This is a genomic window from Eubacterium maltosivorans (assembly GCF_002441855.2).
In the GTDB taxonomy this organism is placed as follows: domain Bacteria; phylum Bacillota; class Clostridia; order Eubacteriales; family Eubacteriaceae; genus Eubacterium; species Eubacterium maltosivorans.
Map to the genome: position 1 here is coordinate 1,940,636 of NZ_CP029487.1, position 16,358 is coordinate 1,956,993.

27 protein-coding genes are annotated in these 16,358 nt (G+C 48.8%); 3 read left to right on the top strand and 24 right to left on the bottom strand.

Annotated features, from left to right (window positions below; all coding sequences use genetic code 11):
- Positions 1–124 precede the first annotated feature (124 nt).
- The 8 genes from CPZ25_RS09305 to CPZ25_RS09340 all read right to left on the bottom strand — a co-directional run bounded on the left by CPZ25_RS09305 (position 125) and on the right by CPZ25_RS09340 (position 7,082).
- On the bottom strand, positions 125–1,303 hold the full coding sequence (locus tag CPZ25_RS09305) for a phage major capsid protein (protein ID WP_096920281.1): 1,179 nt from the start codon (positions 1,301–1,303) through the stop codon (positions 125–127).
- Entirely contained in the window at positions 1,304–2,074 is a 771-nt protein-coding gene (locus CPZ25_RS09310; protein ID WP_096920282.1) for a head maturation protease, ClpP-related, read from the bottom strand. It abuts the gene before it with no gap.
- A complete protein-coding gene (locus CPZ25_RS09315; RefSeq protein WP_096920283.1) occupies positions 2,071–3,246 on the bottom strand; it encodes a phage portal protein in 1,176 nt (391 codons plus the stop codon). Before CPZ25_RS09315 ends, CPZ25_RS09310 begins: the two co-directional genes overlap by 4 nt.
- 21 nt (positions 3,247–3,267) lie before the next feature.
- Positions 3,268–4,953 (bottom strand): terminase TerL endonuclease subunit, encoded by a 1,686-nt coding sequence (locus tag CPZ25_RS09320; RefSeq protein ID WP_096920284.1) that lies wholly within the window; start codon positions 4,951–4,953, stop codon positions 3,268–3,270.
- Positions 4,943–5,284: a P27 family phage terminase small subunit gene (locus tag CPZ25_RS09325; RefSeq protein ID WP_096920285.1), complete on the bottom strand. Its 342-nt coding sequence runs from the start codon at positions 5,282–5,284 to the stop codon at positions 4,943–4,945. The genes CPZ25_RS09320 and CPZ25_RS09325 overlap by 11 nt, the downstream gene beginning before the upstream one ends.
- Before the next feature lie 89 nt (positions 5,285–5,373).
- Positions 5,374–5,736, bottom strand: coding sequence for an HNH endonuclease (locus CPZ25_RS09330; protein WP_096920286.1), 363 nt, complete (start codon positions 5,734–5,736; stop codon positions 5,374–5,376).
- Entirely contained in the window at positions 5,733–6,035 is a 303-nt protein-coding gene (locus CPZ25_RS09335; protein WP_096920287.1) for a hypothetical protein, read from the bottom strand. The genes CPZ25_RS09330 and CPZ25_RS09335 overlap by 4 nt, the downstream gene beginning before the upstream one ends.
- Before the next feature lie 249 nt (positions 6,036–6,284).
- Complete coding sequence (locus CPZ25_RS09340; RefSeq protein ID WP_096920288.1) at positions 6,285–7,082, bottom strand: DNA adenine methylase; 798 nt, start codon at positions 7,080–7,082, stop codon at positions 6,285–6,287.
- Between the two features lie 125 nt (positions 7,083–7,207).
- Between CPZ25_RS09340 and CPZ25_RS20430 the strand changes: the two genes are divergently transcribed.
- The 3 genes from CPZ25_RS20430 to CPZ25_RS09345 all read left to right on the top strand — a co-directional run bounded on the left by CPZ25_RS20430 (position 7,208) and on the right by CPZ25_RS09345 (position 7,782).
- Positions 7,208–7,354: a hypothetical protein gene (locus CPZ25_RS20430; RefSeq protein ID WP_167495203.1), complete on the top strand. Its 147-nt coding sequence runs from the start codon at positions 7,208–7,210 to the stop codon at positions 7,352–7,354.
- 63 nt (positions 7,355–7,417) lie between these two features.
- Complete coding sequence (locus tag CPZ25_RS20435) at positions 7,418–7,576, top strand: hypothetical protein (RefSeq protein WP_167495204.1); 159 nt, start codon at positions 7,418–7,420, stop codon at positions 7,574–7,576.
- 5 nt (positions 7,577–7,581) lie between these two features.
- Entirely contained in the window at positions 7,582–7,782 is a 201-nt protein-coding gene (locus tag CPZ25_RS09345; protein WP_096920289.1) for a helix-turn-helix transcriptional regulator, read from the top strand.
- Positions 7,783–7,867: 85 nt separating this feature from the next.
- On the opposite strand, the gene CPZ25_RS09350 is transcribed toward CPZ25_RS09345, so the two are convergent.
- The 16 genes from CPZ25_RS09350 to CPZ25_RS09425 form a co-directional block, all read right to left on the bottom strand.
- On the bottom strand, positions 7,868–8,425 hold the full coding sequence (locus tag CPZ25_RS09350; protein WP_096920290.1) for a helix-turn-helix domain-containing protein: 558 nt from the start codon (positions 8,423–8,425) through the stop codon (positions 7,868–7,870).
- 21 nt (positions 8,426–8,446) lie between these two features.
- Positions 8,447–8,977 carry a hypothetical protein gene (locus tag CPZ25_RS09355; RefSeq protein ID WP_096920291.1) on the bottom strand — a complete coding sequence of 177 codons (531 nt, stop codon included), beginning with the start codon at positions 8,975–8,977 and terminating at the stop codon, positions 8,447–8,449.
- Positions 8,967–9,329: a hypothetical protein gene (locus CPZ25_RS09360; RefSeq protein WP_096920292.1), complete on the bottom strand. Its 363-nt coding sequence runs from the start codon at positions 9,327–9,329 to the stop codon at positions 8,967–8,969. Before CPZ25_RS09360 ends, CPZ25_RS09355 begins: the two co-directional genes overlap by 11 nt.
- Before the next feature lie 17 nt (positions 9,330–9,346).
- Positions 9,347–10,006 carry a hypothetical protein gene (locus tag CPZ25_RS09365; RefSeq protein ID WP_096920293.1) on the bottom strand — a complete coding sequence of 220 codons (660 nt, stop codon included), beginning with the start codon at positions 10,004–10,006 and terminating at the stop codon, positions 9,347–9,349.
- A 10-nt stretch (positions 10,007–10,016) separates the two neighbouring features.
- On the bottom strand, positions 10,017–10,199 hold the full coding sequence (locus CPZ25_RS09370; protein WP_096920294.1) for a hypothetical protein: 183 nt from the start codon (positions 10,197–10,199) through the stop codon (positions 10,017–10,019).
- A complete protein-coding gene (locus tag CPZ25_RS09375) occupies positions 10,193–10,498 on the bottom strand; it encodes a hypothetical protein (protein ID WP_074618505.1) in 306 nt (101 codons plus the stop codon). The genes CPZ25_RS09370 and CPZ25_RS09375 overlap by 7 nt, the downstream gene beginning before the upstream one ends.
- On the bottom strand, positions 10,491–10,784 hold the full coding sequence (locus CPZ25_RS09380) for a hypothetical protein (protein WP_096920295.1): 294 nt from the start codon (positions 10,782–10,784) through the stop codon (positions 10,491–10,493). The genes CPZ25_RS09375 and CPZ25_RS09380 overlap by 8 nt, the downstream gene beginning before the upstream one ends.
- Before the next feature lie 17 nt (positions 10,785–10,801).
- A complete protein-coding gene (locus CPZ25_RS20650; protein ID WP_096920296.1) occupies positions 10,802–10,990 on the bottom strand; it encodes a hypothetical protein in 189 nt (62 codons plus the stop codon).
- Positions 10,974–11,507: a Holliday junction resolvase RecU gene (locus CPZ25_RS09390; protein WP_096920297.1), complete on the bottom strand. Its 534-nt coding sequence runs from the start codon at positions 11,505–11,507 to the stop codon at positions 10,974–10,976. The genes CPZ25_RS20650 and CPZ25_RS09390 overlap by 17 nt, the downstream gene beginning before the upstream one ends.
- Positions 11,504–11,764, bottom strand: a complete 261-nt coding sequence (locus CPZ25_RS09395; RefSeq protein ID WP_096920298.1) for a hypothetical protein — start codon at positions 11,762–11,764, stop codon at positions 11,504–11,506. The genes CPZ25_RS09390 and CPZ25_RS09395 overlap by 4 nt, the downstream gene beginning before the upstream one ends.
- Before the next feature lie 11 nt (positions 11,765–11,775).
- Complete coding sequence (locus tag CPZ25_RS09400) at positions 11,776–12,582, bottom strand: phage antirepressor KilAC domain-containing protein (RefSeq protein ID WP_096920299.1); 807 nt, start codon at positions 12,580–12,582, stop codon at positions 11,776–11,778.
- Positions 12,579–13,043 carry a hypothetical protein gene (locus CPZ25_RS09405; RefSeq protein ID WP_096920300.1) on the bottom strand — a complete coding sequence of 155 codons (465 nt, stop codon included), beginning with the start codon at positions 13,041–13,043 and terminating at the stop codon, positions 12,579–12,581. The genes CPZ25_RS09400 and CPZ25_RS09405 overlap by 4 nt, the downstream gene beginning before the upstream one ends.
- A 2-nt stretch (positions 13,044–13,045) precedes the next feature.
- The gene (locus CPZ25_RS09410) at positions 13,046–14,653 is read right to left on the bottom strand and encodes a DNA cytosine methyltransferase (protein WP_096920301.1); all 1,608 of its coding nucleotides are present in this window, start codon (positions 14,651–14,653) and stop codon (positions 13,046–13,048) included.
- 3 nt (positions 14,654–14,656) lie between these two features.
- Positions 14,657–15,418, bottom strand: coding sequence for a rolling circle replication-associated protein (locus CPZ25_RS09415; RefSeq protein WP_096920302.1), 762 nt, complete (start codon positions 15,416–15,418; stop codon positions 14,657–14,659).
- A gap of 191 nt (positions 15,419–15,609) precedes the next feature.
- Positions 15,610–15,909 (bottom strand): hypothetical protein, encoded by a 300-nt coding sequence (locus CPZ25_RS09420; protein ID WP_096920303.1) that lies wholly within the window; start codon positions 15,907–15,909, stop codon positions 15,610–15,612.
- Entirely contained in the window at positions 15,906–16,094 is a 189-nt protein-coding gene (locus CPZ25_RS09425; protein ID WP_096920304.1) for a hypothetical protein, read from the bottom strand. Before CPZ25_RS09425 ends, CPZ25_RS09420 begins: the two co-directional genes overlap by 4 nt.
- Positions 16,095–16,358: the final 264 nt, after the last annotated feature.

The window sequence follows — 16,358 nt, forward strand, 5'->3', positions numbered from 1 at the left end:
CCATCTGCTGTATCGGAAACCTTCCATTGATAGGATACGGTTGCCCCTTCTGGCTGTACGTTTGCCGTTAGTGTCTGCCCCGCTTGGGCGGTTCCGCTAATGGCCGCGGATGCCAGCGGGGTTTTTACTCCCCCGCCGTTGTGGTAACTTTATAGGTGACTGGTTTTAATCCGGAAATATCCGCGTAAATGAAAGCCGCATTGTCAAGGGGCTCGCCGTGGCCATACAGCTTGGTTAAGTAGGTGCGTTCATCTTCCAGGAATTTATATTCATCAGAATATTCAATCTTCCCGGACTGCGCGGTGCCGATGCCGATGAAATAGCGGTTCGCGAGGCCAAAGACCGCCTTGCCCTGGGCCATCTGGGCAGACTGGACGATTCTTGTCGGGAATGGCAGCACGTTGTTGGCGTAGGTGCCGTCTGGCTTTAAGAGCGTGGTGGCGGGCAGCACCAGCTTCAGATAGTCCACTGGATTCACGACCAGCAGCACCTCGCTGATGGTGCGGTAATTGCCGTTCGGCGTGACGGCCATCTGAGCCACCAGCGCGCCGTAATCTTCCGGTGCGAAGCTGGTGACTGGTACGGCCGCCTTTTCCGGGTACACACCACCGGTCACGGTCACCCCGTCACCGACCTGGCGGATCATGCCGATGGGCTTATCCTTGCCATCGCCGTTAATGATGGCGTCCTCCAGCCCGTAGGCGATGGCTTCGCCCAGCAGGATCCGGACGTAACGGTCTAACCAGACCGGCCCCAAATCCAGCATGGCCTTTGCCACGGGGATCCAGGCAGAGAGTTTATTCTGGGCCAGATTGATCTTCTTGAAGCCGCTGGCCAGCTCTTTGGTAATCTCGGCGGTCAGCGTGCTCCAGGAGGCCAGCTGCTTAGTGTTGGTATTGACATAGTATTCAACCAGGCCGCTGGTGTTCATGAAGGTCACTGCGCCCAGCAGCTCATGGGTCTGCTGTAGATCTTCAAAGATCGCATCGATGGTGGTCTTGGGCATCACCACATCCAGGTCGGCCAGAGCCTGCTGCGGACTGGTAGAACGCATGGCTTCAATGGTTTTTTCGTAGAAGCTGCGTTCCTCACTGGTCAGCTGGCGGACGCCCCTGGAATTCAGGATGGCCACATCCTGCGCCTGCACCAGGCCCCGCGCTTCCTGTAAAACAGATTCCTGGATATTGTTCGCGTAATCGGTCCAGGCCTGCACAAAAGCGTCCTCATTATCTTCCTTCACGGCAGTGTGCAGACGCTGTAAAATTTCGGTGTTTGCTGCGTTGAGCATGTCTTTAGATTTCATTTATTCCTCCTTGTCGCCAAAGATGGCGGTGATAAAATTGAATACTTTATTTTCAGTTTCTTCTTTCTTTGGTGGATCCTCTGGTGGTTCTTCCGTCGGTTCCTCCATTCGGATCGCGGGCGGCTCCGGTTCGGGATCTGTTTTGCCCGTAAGACTTCCGGCAGGCTCCATTTTCCGCATGGCGTTGTATACCGCCTGCTTTGCCTGCTGGCTGGGTTTCCCGCTGCTGTCATCGCCCACAATGGCGGTGGCAAAGCCTTTTTCAAGGCACTCCGCAGGATCCAGCCACTTTTCGCTGTCCATCATGGCAGACAGCTCAGCCGCGTCAATGTTCACGCGCTCAAGGTAAGCATTTTTTGACGCCTGGGTGATCGTATCCAGGTCATCGGCTTCCTTGCGCAGCTCCTGGGCATTTCCCTGAGTGTAGGTCCAGGCATTGTGGATCATGAGCAGTGAAGCGTTACTCATGATGCGCTCGTCGCCGGCCATAAAGATCACACTGGCCACGGAACAGGCAAAGCCTTCGCAGTGGGTGACCACCTTTGCCTTGTGCCGCTTCAGGGCATTGTAGATGGCAAGCCCTTCAGCCACTTCCCCGCCGTAGCTGTTGATGTAAACATCAATCTGCCCGGCGTCCTGTAAGGCGTCCAGCTCCTGTACCAGGTTGTAGCTGGAAACATCACTTTCCAGCCATGGCCAGGATGTGATGTCGCCAAAGATGTTAATAGTCGCATGGTCGCCCTCGGTTTCAAGGGCATAATACTTTTTCATAAAGTTCCTCCTTCCTGTAAGGATTCCAATAAATCCGCCACGGTGGCGTAATTTTTGGTCATAAAATGTTGGTTCGCCCAGGCCTCATCAATGATGGTTTCCCCGGTCAGCTTCCGGATATCATTGATACAGAACGCGCCTGAGGCGATGAGTTTGTCAATGGCCGTGGATACGGATAATAAATCCACATGCTTAATGGCCTTGGTGTCAATCTGGACGTAGTTGCCATTTTTAAATCCCGCGTACCCGTAGCGTTTACGATTGATCTCTTCCTGCAGGGTCCGGCACAGCGGATCAATACAGAAGGTCAGGAAATGGTCGGTAGCCTCACTGGTGCCTTGGACCGTGCCGTTGAGCAGCGCTGGTGGAATCCCAAAGGCTTTGGCGGTGAAATCAGATACATCGTCGATCATGGCCCGAATATCTCTTGTCCCTTCATTGGAATAGGTTTTGCTGCCAATATCGGTATAGCGGTAGCCCTCAAAAAGGGGCAATACGGCGTTTTCTGAGTTGAAAAAATTTTTAAAATGCTCGTTCATGAGCTTATTAAAGTTTTCCTCGTATTTCTCAGATCCCTGGGCCATGGCCGAAACATCCAAAATGCCGCGGCTGCCGCGGGACTTCTGGTAAGAACGCACGCTATAGTCAATCAGCTTCTGATACGCCATGTACAGCCCGTTGGTGACGCGGCGCATATCCTTCTCGGAGAGCTTAAAATACAGTACCTCGGAGCCTGTAAAAGTTTTTTTAAAGGTGAAGTCTTCCACCGCCACACCGGTAAAGGTGTCATCGTAAAGGGCATAGGCCTTGCGGGTAAAGCTGTCCGCCACCAGCAGCTGTCCGTTTTGCTCCAGCACCAGCGCTTCGTTGTCCTGGTAAAGTTTGGAGATCCACTTGTGAATAAAGGCGCTGGCGTTCTGGTTCCGGTTCGGCTCCATGTTCCAGGTATAGTATTCCCCTTCCCGGACTTCTTTTTTGCCCATGAAGGTTTTAAACTCACACTTTGAAACAGCGTTAGCCACCGTGTTGACGCAGGACCAGAAAGCGATCTCCCGGACATACAGATCACTGGCCAGATCAAAAAATTCCTCGCCGGTAATTTCTGCTGAGGTTACACGCTGTTCTTCGCCGCCCAATTTTTCCAGCAGCCATTTTTTAAAGTTCAGTCCCATTCGTTCCTCCTTTCATTGTCGTTAATAGGTGTAAACCTGTATTTCCGGGGTCGCCAATTTCCCGCCGTTCCCCAGAAGCGGCTCCAGGACCATGGAATGGACCAGGGCCATAAAGGGGTCGGTCTTTCTGCTTTTCTGTTCAATCTTGCCAAAAACATAATTCCCGGCGTCATCCCCGGCGGCTTTCTTGGCGCGGGCAGATGCCGGCACCAGCTTGGTGTTGCTGGCTCCCCATCGCAAAACCGTGTTATCCCCCCAGGTAAAGAACTGGTTGGCGAAACAGCTGTCAATGACCGGATAAATTTTCATGATGTCACTGGGGCGGACCAGCTTGACGTTTTTGTGATCGGCCGCATCAAACCCGACCTGTTTGAGGGCGTTCATCAAAAGGGCATGTCGGTAATCGTCCAGGGCAAGGCCCAGCACGTTGTATTTCCGTGCCAGATCGGCCACACACGCTGCGATCCGGTCCGGGTGTATTTCCACATCGTCCACCACGGTGAGCAGCTTCCGACGCTCCCAATCCCGCCAGTCGGGTTTGATTCTCGGGATATCTTTGGAGTTCAGGCACAGCCAGCTGTGATTAATGTCAAAGCGGTCATCCCCTTTCCGGAAGTGGGCGTTGACGGAAGCAAAATCCGTGACCTTGGTATAGTCAATTCCCAGCACACAGGACCATCCGGTCAAGTCGGGCAGCGGCCGGTTGGTGGCTCCGATGTTCTCAGGGGATGTCACTGAAATCGTATTTTTACTCTCAGGGATGTTCATACGTTTGGTCATAAAAGCGGGTAAGCGCTGCGGGGCTTTTTTCCACTCGGCGTATTCTTTTTTGATTTCTTCCATCAAGTTTGGCAGATAGGGCAGGGACGGGTTGGCCATTTCCCAATTTTGGGGGTCGTGCACATCCTTCTTTTGGTTTAATTTGCAGATGAACGGCAGCAGACCGTTGTCGGCTTCGCCGCCTCTTAAGATATCCTCTGCCGTGTTGATCAGATCGTCTAGGGGGCCGTCCCGCACATCGCCGTTGGTGGTGAAATACGACCGCCGGGGGTGCTTCTTTTTTCCCAGACCCGTTGTAAAAACGTTGATGTTGTCATAATTTTCATACTGGTGGATCTCATTGAAAATCACAATGCCGGAGCGCAGCCCGTCTTTTCCTTTGGGGCTGTTGGTGCGGCCTTTCATGGTCGACTTTGTTTTAAGGCATTCGATTTTGACCTTATTCCAATAAAAAAAACGCTTCAGCTTTCGCGTGTTCTCCGGGTCTTCCATGACCTCAAGGGCGTCCTCTAATGGGCGCATGGCCTGTTCTTCGTTGTTGGCGCAGATATCGACGTCATAGCCTCTGATGTTGTTATAGGGGCTCATCAGGCACAGGGATTCCAGCGCGATGGTGCCGTCTTTTCCAGCCCCGCGGCCAATGAGACATAAGCCATCTGGCCACCTTGGCATGCCAGTATCTTTCCAATACGTGCAGTCATGCAGGCCGATATAAAAAGCCTGCCACTCAAAGACCCGTTCAAATGGGAAATATCGGGCAAGCTTTAAATAGTGTTCAAGTTGTTCATCGTCGGTGTAAATCGGTTCGGTCTCAAAACAGCGGCGAACGTGACTGGCTAAAAGGTGTTGTTCTTCGCAGGCGCGGATTTTCCCCTGTTCAACCATTTCGATATAGCGGAGAATGTGCGGGTTGATCTTACAGCTCATCCAGATCACCCGGATCTGCTTGTGATGGTTTGATGCCTAACTCTGAGAGCAGCTTGAGCATCTGAGCGTTGACTTTGATACGCAGGTCCACGGATTCATTTTTCTTCATGTTGGTGATGCCGTTGTTGGAGGTATACTCAACCTTAACCCCATGCTCACGGATGTCCTTGACCAGTTCGGTCTTCGTATCCCACAGGTCCATATAGTCATCCACCAGGTCGGTATAGTACTCCCCGACGGTTCCATTCCGCTCAAGCTGATCCAGAAGATCCGTTTTGATCCGTTCGCGAAGTTCTTCTCTTAGCGTTAAATCTGTTTTGCTTCTTGCCATTCTTTTCACCCTCCTTCCTCATGTGCGCGAGAAAAATCTTTTTTGTCTCCCCCACCCACCGGTCTCCCAAAGTGATTTTAAAACGCGTTTTATTTTGATGGGGGGTCTTCTGTCCACTCGGCTGTGAACAAATTTTTTTCTTTTTTCTTTCGATAATTATGCTCTTTTTCGTGGCAATCATGACACAGGCTCACAAGGTTACGCCGCCGCTTTCCTGCGCGGTCTTCATACCAAAGTGACAAGGCCAGCTCTGGATGCTGCTTGACGTGGTTCACATGATGCACGGTGGTTGCCTTGGTATATTTGCCTTTGGCTTTGCAGTGCTGGCACTCGAACTTGTCCAGCTTAAGCGCGTCCAGCCGCGCCTTCTCCCACGGTGTCCAGGTGTAAAAGGCGTGCATATCCTTGTTGGCGATGCAGTCTCTTACAAAGTCAATCTGCTGTTTGGTCATCTGTCAAACCGCTGCTCATGAACTAACCGCGCCTGGTATCTATCCGTCATCAACTGCTTCAGTGTGTCCTCCTGTTCCTTTGATGTGCCAAGCATAAGAACGCTGAGCGTGAAGGTATTCACGATGATATCATCATCCTGACGATACTCCATCTCATCATAGATTTCAAAATCAATAGCATCTTCGCCATAATCCAAGCTCTGGATCATTCGCTCAATATCACGCCGGTACTGATCTGCGAATCCTCCGGTCACTTTGAAATAATATTTCAGTTCAGTCCGATTTAGTGCCTGGTTCATTGACTCCCTCTCTTTCAATGTATAAATCCAAGGTTTCCTCACCGCAGAAGTTTACCGCATGCCTGATATCGGTTGTATGTTTACAATTTTCTGCGTTGATACCGCATTGCTTGCAGGCCTTGCGATCACATAAATAAAGAATCTCCATCATCTTTCCTCCAATAAAAAAGCCCCCAGTATTTAACTGATGGCCATACTTTGTAGCAAAAGACCCCGGCGCCAGAGCTTACCGAGGTCATAGTCCAAGAATTAAAAATGATTTCTGACATACGCCAGACAATCCTCCCGGCTGGAAGTTGACGTCTGGGTAATTCGCCTTGTGCTGACTTCAAAGTCCTGGAATCCAAACACCTTAAGGACTTCGATCACATCACGCTCGATCATATTGAAAAAGATAAAATCCACCTGCATTTCCTTAACCATTTGCAGCATCTGCAAGGTTGCGCTTAAGCCAAAGAAATAACGGTTATCATAGGCTTTCTGTGTGCTGTTCATATAGGGTGGATCCAATATGATCATCGTGGTGTCATCGAAGTCTTTAAAATACTGCTTTAAAAATGCTTTGTAGTCCATGGATACGCGTTCCATCTGCTGTACCGTTTGTAAGTATTCCCGCTGCTTATCCGTGGTAATATCATTGTGAAAATAGGTGAAGTATAAAGGCTTCAGGCTCCCGGTCTGTTTTCCGGAAAAAACGAAATTATTCGCCAATAGCCGCCAATACTTTTCGTCGATGGTGGCGATCATAGATTGTAAGTATGCCCGCTGCGTAGCATTAAGACGCTTATTACTCTTTATAAAGCCTGCTTCAAGGCACTTCTGAATCAAGGTGTCCTTAATGTCCAGATAGGCCGGATATAAGTCAAACAGCCGGTCATAATCGTTTATGACCGCACGCTCGACAAGGCCCTCTCTGAATAGGTTGACGCTGAGGACGGCACTGCCGCCAAAGGCTTCATAGACTTTCTTATAACCGTTATCCTGTATGATCTGTTTGACTTCTTTATACCGGTTTCGCTTGCTGCCTGAAAATGGAATACTGATCATTTGCTCTCCTCCTTGCAATAAAAAAAGCACCAGAAATCTGGTGCTAAAAAGATAAAAACTTTCTGCATATTCGCTTGACTAGCACAATAGATTGTGCTATAATATAAGTATCTTAAGAGAAAGGAGTGAGACACATTAATCAAAGGGACTGGATTGATATTATCTTGAGTATCTGGACGAACATCATCGCCACGATTGCCCTGATAATATCCATCAAAAAAACCGCTAAACGCAAGCAGAACCGTCCAAGGAAACGCAAACGAAAGCGGTAAAGACAAGGGGAAAAGGGCGAAAGCCCTTAGTACCCTACCTTTCCTTTAGTATAATGTAAAACCATGAAAAAATCAACTTTAATCAGTCTTGTTTTGACAGCTGGGTTTTTAACCACCGGCAATCTTTTTAGCGGATTTGCTAAAACAGCATTTACCTTTGCAGCCTTCATTTCGGCGGTATCTGCTCTGATTTCAGCCGTACAAAAAGACAAAAAGGAGTAAAGACCATGAACCTGAAAGCCATACGGTTAAGTCAAGGTCTTTCCGTCCCCAAACTCGTTGAGCGTTCCGGTGTTTCCCGCCGGACCATCCAGGAAATCGAAAAGCGTGGCGATTGTCTCGTATCCAATGCCATTAAACTGGCCGACGCCCTGGAAGTGACACTCGATGAGCTTTGCAGGACAAAAGACGAAAAAGCCGGGGAATAATCCTCGGCTTTTTTGCATACTTCCTATTTGTCTACCCTAATGATACTACAGATCATTGTCGCATGTCAATTGCATGTTTGTCGCATCATTTTTTGTTGATGCCATCAATCCCGAAAAAAAGAGCTGACAAAATCTCCGCACCGGAGTTGATTGCCCGGTAAATGGTTGAGCGATCCACGTTAAACCGGTCTGCTATCTCCTCGACGGTCAGCCGTTCATCGGTTATATAGGAATGCCAGACAATCCAGTAATTTCTTATGTCCTCTTCCTTTCCACTTTTTTCACACACGACCCGATAAACATTCATCATGCGCTCGATATGCTGCATCATTAAGTGTGTCCGTGCGACACTTTTCTGAATGCTTTCCACAAAGACCTTGTCGCTGTAATGGTGTTCTTCCATCATATTCATAAGATCAACGATGCTTTCATCCTCTACCTGTTCATCGGTATATACAGCGCCCTCGCAGTGCTCCTTCAGCAAACGGTAATTTTTTAACAGCAGTTTGGTATTTCTTAACCGTCTGTCTTTTCGGCCTCTTCTGGCCTTTTGCTGCTCTTTTTCCACGGTTGCCAGGGCCACTCTTGCGCCTTCTGCTGCTGCCAGCTTTACCAGCTCCTTAACGTCAATATCCTTAGCCATTTCAGCCTCCTTTTCTTCAACTTATCCTTTTACCGTCTCATAAATGCCTTTTTTATGATTATGAATCACCGGCACCGGCATCCCACATTCAATGCAGGGTATATCAAACATTTCTTCGGTCATGTTGGTCCAATAGGTAAAACGTCGGCCGCATTCACAGTTAAGGTATAGACGCTTTAAAGACTCCTCGAAGTATGTTACAATGCCGCACTCCTTGCAGATAAACGAACGTGATTCCTTTTTCGCGTTAAATCCTCTAATTTCCCCACATTTCGGGCAACGGATATACATAAAGCCTTTATAACCTTTTTCAAAGCATTCCTGTTCCCAGGTGTTTTTCGTTTCATTGACCGCCTCTTGGCGCTGTATTGCCTCGTGGATCGGCGCGCTTATCTGCTGATCGATCACAATATCTGGCAACTTCTGCTCAACCGCCGTTTCTTCTTCAATTCCCAAAAGCTTCAGGGCAAAGGCATTAAAAAGCTGCTCGGCCTTTTGGCTTTCCAGGTCAACAGTCAGATTTTTCTTTTCCATAATCAATTTAATCTTCATGAGACTTCTCTCCTTGTATCACGCCGTCCTTATAGACCGTCAAATCCCGGTAATCCACCTGCCCATCGATCCGGTTTTCTGTGATCGCTGGCCGCTCCTCACCATTTTCCAATAGCTCCACCTGGATTGCTCCGCCCTGGATCTGAGCCAGGTCCGATTTTATGGAATAGCTAATGGTGACAAAGTCCCGGTCACTTGAGGGTTCGTAAACCAGCTCAATCTTTATTTTCCGCTTGTCTGCTGCGTTTGTGCGCCGATCTTTGATGTTTTTCCTTACTTTTTCATCCTCGATATCAAAGATATGCTGCAGGCCCTTTTCGGCCTTTTCTAATCCGATTTCGCTTAAATACATGTCTTGGCTCCTTCCCGCTAATACCTTTCATTTTTTGCCTTTCTTCGTCTTTTGACATACCAAACAATGACCACCACGATCGCAATTACGATGAGGAGTGTGATGATATCGGCTAAAATCGACCATATCCCCGTAAAGGCTGGCGCGGTATAGGTCTGGCCGTCCACGACGTAAGTCCGCCCATCGGGTGTTAAAGCCCGGTAGAGCCAATAGTTACTCCAGAAATGATCCCAGTTATTCCCGCTGGATTGATAATAATAGTGGTTACTGGTCGAACCTTCTTCTTTATTTGGGTTTGAAGCTGCCGGTCGATTATCTGGGTTGGTCTGGTTTTTATTTTGGGTCGTCTGGCTACTAGTGGAGGGTTTCGCTGTGCTTTTACTCGCTGGTTTTGAGGTCTCTGAACTGGTCTTGGGTTTGGTAACGTTGTTCGCCCCTTTGCTGGTCCCTTTGCTTGTCGCAGGTTTGCTGGTGCTTCTGCTGCTCGCGGGTCGGCTGGTGCTTCTGCTGCTTGCTGGCCGACTGGTTGTTTTTCCCAGTGTGACGGCGTTGATTGTTTCTGAAGATGCCGGATCGGCTGTAGTCGTACTTCCCACCGCCCATACCGGACCGCTTAATGCGCTCAAACAAAACAACACCATGACCACGACCGCTATTTTTCGTCCATTCTTTTTCATTGGTTTTCTCCTACTCCATTTCGATGTCCGCAACGGCGACAATTTTGTCTTTATTCACCGCGATAAACTGTTCATTGCTTTGTTTTAAAATGACCTCTGGGTCATCGTCGTTCTCGTGCAGGGCATCGGAATAGCTCTGCCAGGTTTCTTTTAACAAAACCTCATAACCGCCCTCTAATAGTAATTTCAGCATGTTTCTTCCTCCATATAATCTTTTCTCAGAATTCCTTGTTCGATTAACTGATTGACACCTTCTCTAAAACCTTCTTGCATCATTTGAGCCATAGCATCAACAGTTTCCTCTCGAAGCGGCATACTCGTGTGTCCAATAATAACCTCTCCGGTTTCTGACACTCGTTGGACAACATCCTTTACGAGTGCCATGATGATACCTCCTACTTCTGCGAAGATATCCACAGCACTCCCTTCTTGTTCTATGCTTACTTCCGTTTGGTTGTTTCCTTTATCGATTTTTGCTTCAATCTTAATCATGGTTTTTTTCTCCTTCCTGCTGGTATTCCCACTGGATACAGCACCCTTCAATTTCTTTTCCGCATTCCGGGCATTTTCCGGTCACGATTCTCGTTGTGGCCATTTGCACCTTCCTTTCTTGCCGGACTTCCTGAATCCGATCCAGTTTCATGAAAACATGGCCACATTCGGTGCAGATTGGAATAAAGACGACCATTGTCTTATCCTCACCTGCCGCAGCGTCCACCTTCAGGCGCTTTGATGCTTTTAGCAATTCGTTAAAATTGTAATGATTGATTTTTTCCATTTTATCGCTTCCCTTTCTTATAACTCATACTGGCATTCGGTACACTTATACACGCGGTCATGCCCTCTGACATGCCGTTTCTTAAGCTGCTTTTTGTACTGTGTGCAAAAGAAGCGGTCTTTTGGGGCTCCCTCTACCGGGAAGATTCTGAAATGCTTAAACCGGCAGCCGGGTGGGCAAATCTTATCTTCAAAGTCCGGTTTCATGGATGCCCTCCAGAAATTTCAGGGTATTGTCAAAGCGGATCCGGAAGGGCTCCAGCTCCTCTAAGGTCATATACATCCGGCCATAGTGCCTTTTCATGCTCCGCCATATCCGCCAGGGCACCCGGTAGTAATCCATGCCGTTCATGCACAGCAGCACAAAGGTCACCGCGCCCAGATCGGCATGGTCGTTCAGGGCTTCTTTCTGTTCCTGGGTAACGGCTGTCTGGTTGACGCGATCCCCTTCCTTGTTTTTGGCTTCAAAACAGACTGCCCGGCCGCCGGACAGGGTGCCTTTAAAGTCGGGCTGCGCTTTTTTCTCAAAAATGGCGGTAAACTGGCCTTTCTGCCCTCGGCCGATGACGCGCATGGGTTCGGGTGTTTTGTCAATATAGGCCAGACGCTCAACGCGGTACTGTCGGCACGCCGCCATGATTAAGATTTCGAATACCTGCCCTTTTTTCTTGTTTTGGTATCCCTGGAGCTGTCGGCGCGGGTCTTTTTCGCTTTGTCTGTTCATAAGAGCACCGTATAACCGAACTGCTTGTTGATCCGGTTTTTTACGCTTGTCAGGCTGAAGTGCCAGTTTTGTTCCGGCGGCACAAACAGTTTGATCTTTGCTGGCACCCCTCTTTGCTTGTCCAGGACAATAATTTTGATCGCTGGTGCCCCCGATATCTCATCTGGCCAGACGGCGGTTTCCACGTATGGATAATAATTTTTCAGGTACTCGTGGACGTATTTAACATAATCGTTGGTTGTTCTGTTTGCTTCCATTCTTTTCTCCTCTACTCTGCCCTTTTATAAAGGTGCTCCTGCTCGATGATGGGTAGGATTCCCCGCTGCTTTAAAACCTCATACAGAAACTGGCGGCCTTTCTGGGTCCACTTGGTATGCATCCGGCTGCCGATGGTTCCGTCCTGGTGGTAGTAACTGGCGGTGGCGCTGGCTGCGTATCCTTTGTTTTGATATTTGTAAGTAAGCACCCACTGGTTGCCGTTGTAGGTCTGGATCCCCAGGTCTTTTAACAGCAGGTTCATGGTCTTGGCACCCATGCCGTAGTCCTTCGCGATCTGTGTCATGTTGACCAGGTCTTTGCTGGCCAGGATGGTATCGGTATAATCGGCCTTTGGGGCCAGTTCTTTTATCTGCGCTTCCTGGTGCTGTATGGTCTGGTCTTTGGCTTCCAGCAGCTTCTGGGCTTCCAGTACGGCCATGGCCAGAAGGTTTTCTCCGGTCGGCAGCTCCTGCTGCTGTTCTTTTGCTCTAAAATAATGATTGACCAGGCTGCGCTGAACTTCCCAGGCAAGCGCATCGGTGAAACTTTTAACTAACATCAGATATCCGTATTCTGTTACCAGGATCAGTCCATTCGGTGCCATGGTATTAAAGTGTTTTCTGGCTTCGTCCGTATTTAGGACGAAGTAGTCCAGGCCCTCTGTGAAGTGTTCGCGGTGAAAATTGAACCGCTTTCTGGCGGTTCCCGGCGGCCGCTTATGGACCCGGTCGATATCGGCCAGGGTGACCACGCGGGTACCCTGGTATTCCTTGATCTGGATCTGTTCATCGTTGATGGTCATGGTCAGGTGATTCATGTTTCTTCCTCCTCTACTGTGGATTTCTTTTGCATTGCTTCTTTCAGGCAGAAGCCGTCCAGGTCATCGAGACAATAAGGATTGGTGGTACAGTCATTGCATTCTGTGATCTGTTCCCGCACGCCGTCTTCACACTGGCTGTTTTGCGAATGTTCTCTTTTCCAGCAGTCTTCACAGGCGATTGACGGGCAGGTGATATTAAAAAAATCACCTACGCAGTATTCGCTGACCGCTCCCTTGCTTTCGTCGTATTCCGGGAACACCGTGCGAAAATAGTCTTCAAAGGTCGCTTTATTGGACTTTTCTGTCGCGCCGGCATCTGAAAAATCAAGGGTCCAGTTTGTGTCCTTGCCTCTGGTGGACTGGGTATCCAGATGATTCGTACCGTCTGCACCTTGATAGGTTACGGCGATAACGGCTGACCGAAAACCTTCTGGTACGGTTATAACAAGTGCTTTCATGCCTATATTGCCTCCTCCATGTTATTGTTTTTAAATAAAAATTCACAGTTCGCTGTGACAAGCGCTCTTGCAAACGGCGGCGGCACTGCATTTCCGCATCGCGCCACCTGTTTGGCTTTACTGATCCGCTGCCCCTTATCATCCCAGTCTATGACATAGCTGTCTGGAAATCCCTGTGCCCTGAACAGTTCTCTTGGTGTCAGCATCCGCATTCCAATATCTGCAATACGGTAATCAATCCCCTGCACGGTAACCAGTCCAAACCGATCCTTTGTGGTGATGGTGTGCATGGGTTCGTTCATATTCTGCCCGATCCCCTGCCCGTAATATTTCATAAGAAAGGCGGATACCAGCGAAAAATGATTGCTGGAAGCCGTTACTGTATGCAGCGGCCCCTCTAACTCCTGGCCTGTTCCTGTTCCGTAATCCTTTTTGATGAACGCTGCTGCCAAAGCAAATTTATTCCCGCCAGCGGTAACGGTTCCGAGTGGTTTCTCTAAATCCAGTACCCGCCTTCCTTCTGGATCGCCATAGCCCATCTGAATTAAAACCGGGGATATCATGGCATTGTGGTCAATGGTCGTGATGGTGGATACCGGCTCTTTTATTCCTGATCCGGCGCCTTTATAATTTCCACCGTAGTATTTTGACAAAAACGGCGCTATAACACAGTGCTCTGCCTTTGTTACAATGGTCGTGAGTGGTTGTTCCATACTGTAGGAGCGTTTATCTTCCGCAAATCCGGTCTGTCCTGTCTGAACAATATAGGGTGTTACAATCCCATACCCGTTTTTTGCTGTTACTGTGGTTAATGGTTCCTCTATCTCCTGGCCCCTAAACCGATCCCCAGCATGATTTACGGAAATAATGAAGGGTTCTGGGTTGTTTATCACGTATCTAAAAATTCCCCGGTGGATCCGGCGCATGGTATTTTCACTGAGCGGTCTTTCACGTTCAAAAATGGATTTACATGGAATACTCCAGTCAATAATGTCTCTGGCCGCCTTATAGGGTTTAAGCCCTGGTCCTTCTCCGTGTGTCGGCTCTGGCCAGACAATGGGCTGCCCATCACACCGCGCAATCAGAAAAAATCTTTTTCGGGTGGTCGGTGCACCATAATCGCAGGCACGCAGTTCTTTCCACTCAACTTGATAACCGAGTATTTTCAACTCCTCAACGAAACTTCTGAATGTTTCGCCGATTCTCTTTTTGTCTGGCTGTCCATCTTCCCCAAGTGGGCCCCAGGTTTTAAACTCCTCTACATTTTCAAGGATAATGACCCGCGGTCTGGTCTGGACAGCCCATTTCACCGCTACCCACGCCAGCCCCCGGATATTTTTATCCTTTGGTTTCCCGCCTTTTGCCTTTGAAAAGTGCTTGCAGTCGGGCGAAAACCAGGCAAGGTCTACGGGCTTTCCGCCCGTAACTTTCAATGGCTCAACGTTCCACACATCCTCACAGTAATGCCGGGTATCCGGATGATTGATTTTATGCATGGCAATGGCATCTGGATCGTGATTGATGGCAATATCAACGGCGCGGCCTACGGCCTCCTCTATCCCCTGCGACGCGCCACCGCCGCCGGCAAAATTATCAATGATTAATCCCATTTCTCAACACTTCCTTACTTTTCTTTTTTCGTTTGGATTGACCGGATCCAGCCGGATCATCCTGTAAAATTGGTATGGTGTTCCATTGAATGGATTCTTCCCCATATAAACGGATTCCTTGTCGATGTAGTAGCCTTTTTGGGGTTTGGGTTCACGGATCCACCGCTCGGCTTTTACGGCTTGTATTTTGGGTTCTGGGCGGATCAGGTTATGGCTTGTATTGAAACGGCGTTTTCCTTTCCGGTCCTCATAGTGGTCAAATTCATAATCGGTATACTTGATAAGATAGTGTGCCAGCTTTTTATGATCGGCCCGGTTATCCAGGTGATTAAACTGTACGGTTCCGTATGGCCATAGCTTTGCGATGACGGCGGTGTCCATTTTGTTGAGCACGATGTGATGATGAAAAGCGCCCCGTTTTCCGACCTCGGTTACGGCGATGTATTTATAGTCGATCTCGGCTTTTTTACAGTGCCGGCGTAAATCTTTATGAAACTTCGCCAGATGCGCCCTGGCCGCTGCTCTTTCTTCTGGTCTTTCCGGAATCCGGTACGGCAGTACAATGTGAAGGTCGCCTTCCCAGAAATTCTCATTTATGTATGCCCTGATCTGGGCTTCCTGCTTGTTCCGGTTTACTTTCTTCTGGGCCTCGCTTGTTGGCCGGCTTTTCCTTGCTCTTGGTTTTCCTTTCTGCCACTCCCGGTAGGCGTATGTCTTTTTAACTTCAATTGTGTTCCCTGCTTCTACTGTCCACTTCTCATACATGCTTTACCACCTTCAGTATCCTTAAGTGTCTAAATGTTAATATGCTAAACGGGCTTCAAAGGCCTGATTTTAAGCCGTTTTTTGAAATTTTTCCATTGCCTTTACTGTATGAAAAATGGTATAATAACAGTAAGACAACTTCTTAAAACAACCGGCGGCTTCCAGGCTACAAACCCGGTTGTTTTTTTTATTTATTTTTTTAACCGCTGCCCACACCAGGGGCAGTAATTGCCAATATAGCCGATCTGAGATAAGGGTGAATCCTTGTACTCAATGGCGATGATCTTTTCACAGGTCGGACACGCCCAGGCGACGTCTTGATCTTTTACCTTCGCCCTGACCTGTTTGGGCTGCTGAAGCTCTAATACCTGAACGGCTAAATCCAGATCGTTTAAGCCGAAGTCAACGGCGTTCTTGAGGGCCCGGCGTTTTCCGCGAAGGGTGTTCCGGGCCTCCCGGCATCTTCCGGGGTCCATCCATGGCTTTTTCATGCTTCGTCTCCCAGCATTTTTTGACGCGCACGCTTCAAAACCCGCTGCGCCTTGGTAAGGTTATGGAGCGGATCGCAGTGCCGGCAGACAAAGTACCGGGGATCCTCCCACTGGTAAGCTGGTATGGTGGCAATGAAGCCGCACTGGTTGCACTGCATGTCGATGGTACGTTCTAAATTTCCCATTTTCTGCCTCCTGCTTCTAAAAAGGGTAAAAAAAATTAGGACACAGCTTCTCTGTGTAACCTTTTAAAATGGCGGCGGTACGATCCCCGCCGCTGGATATGCTTCCTTTTTTCGGTTGTTGTGCTATAATAAATGTGTAAACTAATCTTTGCCCTTTTCAGCCTGCACGCTGTCTGGGGCATTTTTTTCGTGGATCTGTTTGTACCCTTACGCTTTTTTGCGCCAAACCCACAGCCTTTCTTTTTAATTTTGTTTTATGAAGGG